The 2,043-nt window shown below is 53.6% G+C and carries 2 pseudogenes; one reads left to right on the forward strand and one right to left on the reverse strand.

Annotation, left to right across the window (positions count from 1 at the left end):
• Positions 1 to 23: 23 nt before the first annotated feature.
• A pseudogene (locus BUB54_RS20590) lies at positions 24 to 143 on the forward strand (transposase); the annotation flags it as partial.
• Positions 144 to 575: 432 nt separating this feature from the next.
• Here BUB54_RS20590 and BUB54_RS21965 read toward each other — a convergent pair.
• Positions 576 to 1,955: pseudogene (locus tag BUB54_RS21965) on the reverse strand (BTAD domain-containing putative transcriptional regulator); the annotation flags it as partial.
• Between the last annotated feature and the right edge of the window lie 88 nt (positions 1,956 to 2,043).

Genomic DNA, 2,043 nt, shown 5'->3' on the forward strand with positions numbered 1-2,043 from the left:
CTATGGCCGTGGACAGAGGCTAGGTTGTACTGGACGTTCCCCGGGATTAGAAAGGCACGTTTGACCCCGTGTTAATCGCCAAGTATCACCGCCGCTTCCCCGTGTTCGACTGTAAGATTGTCAGCATGTACGCCCGGGGCATGTAATCTATATTGTTGTATGTTTGCCGGCAGGCAATATGTTTTTCGTACTTTGGCTGCCTTGCTCCAATGCCGCCTTGTGATCTTGTAGGAGGCGGCGCAGCCGACCGCAACGGATCGGAACAATTCGCGCATGCTAAGTATTGCCGTGCCGTCCATGTTCAAGGTGCCACTTGCGGTCAAAATTTGGGTAAGTGCTCGTGTAAGTAGGGCGGGGCCAGTTGAATACCATACGCCATCATTATCCCCTCTGTTCACCGCATGCACCGCTAGCTGTAAGGCCAATTCAATGACTGGATGTCGCGGCACAACGGCAATGAAATTATTGCCTACTGTGCCTAACACCTCATGTGAAAGCACTAATTTCGCACCTGATGGCAACATGGTGTCCAGCGATCGCAGGCAGAGGTCGTCAGTATCCGCATAAATGCCGCCCTGCCGCGCCAGCCAAGCCAGTCTGAAAATATCGCTTTTCTGAGCCGCTTCGCGTGAGCGCCAATAGGCAAGAGCTACTGATTTCGGGTAATATGCTTCGATCCATGCCAAGGCATTAGCATTGTCGAAAATTTGGTGATTATGATCCGGGTTTTGAGAATGCCAAGAGACCATCAGTCCCCTGATATCTTCTGGTATCGCCGCTTCATCCCAAAATTGCATGATAGTCCGCGGAATCACTCTTTCTTCCCCGGTGGGCATGACCGTCAGCGCGCCGCTTTGGCGTAACGCTATCAGTAGATTGATCGCTGGCGCTGTATTGTCAGGGGCGATACGTACCAGGGCTGACAGTTCAGCCGCTCGTTGAACTGCCGGAAGGCTCTGCAATTTTGTAAGCTTGTTGCACAACTCAAAGTCGAGTGTGAATTCGTTCAGTAGATGTCCTAATTCGGTTTGTGACGTATTGGGCGATTCGCCGCGCAGTCGCAGAATAGGCGCTCGCAAATCCTGTACCCGCCGCAGATGATGCTGTACCCGCTCCAGATCCATGGCCATGATCCTGCTTCGGGCCAGCAGGTGTTGAATCGTTGGATCCTGCGTCAATATTGCGGCAGCATTTTCATAATGTCCTATGGCCGCGGTAAGTTGCAACTGGCTTTCTGCCCAGCGCCCTTTGAGCCGTTCAAAATTGGCCCGTTCTCGTAGTGTTGATGGCCGCATGGCCGCTAGGCACGCCTCGACGTCTGCATCCTCGCCCACAAAAAGTTCGGTCTCGACGCGTTCTGCCCAAAGCCAGAAGGCGAACGGTTCTTTGGTTGTGGCCTCGCGTGCCAAGTTCAGTGCATCGTAATATTTCCCAATCCGGCGCAGGAGGCTAATTTGCCGAATACGCAGAAGCGTCGAAGGTCCAAGGGTCTCCTCGATATGACGAAGCACGCTTAGCGCGTCCTGTATTCGGCCCAACCTAGCTAACGCCGTAACTTGGCCAAACAAGAACTCTGTACACTCAGGCTGATCGGATATTGCTTTGCTATAAAGTTGTAGGGCTTGTTCCGCCTTGTCGGCCATTAGCGCCTGTTCGGCCAACTGAGATATGGCTTGGATATGGCGTGAATCGCATTCTAGTGCTAGAATTAAACATTGGTCGCACGCAGCCTGTTGTCCGAGTTGGCGGTGTTCGATGGCCATTTCAACCAGTGCGCGGGCGTATCGGCGGTCTGTCTTATGGGCCGCTGTGAACGCCTCCAAAGCTGCTTCTCTATTGTTTGCTGCCCTCTCGATAAGCCCCAGCATGATCAGAGCATAGGGGGGGCGTCCGCCCTCTGCTAGAACGCGGTTGATCATCTCGCGTGCAGCATCAAAGTGGCCCAATTCCCGCATCTCAGTAGAGGCTTCTAGCTTTGGTCCTGGTAGCGCCGGCGCGGCCTCAATGGCGGCCTGAAACCATTTTAATGCTTGTTCGCGCTGC

The sequence above is a fragment of the Acidocella aminolytica 101 = DSM 11237 genome (assembly GCF_900129125.1).
Classification (GTDB): domain Bacteria; phylum Pseudomonadota; class Alphaproteobacteria; order Acetobacterales; family Acetobacteraceae; genus Acidocella; species Acidocella aminolytica.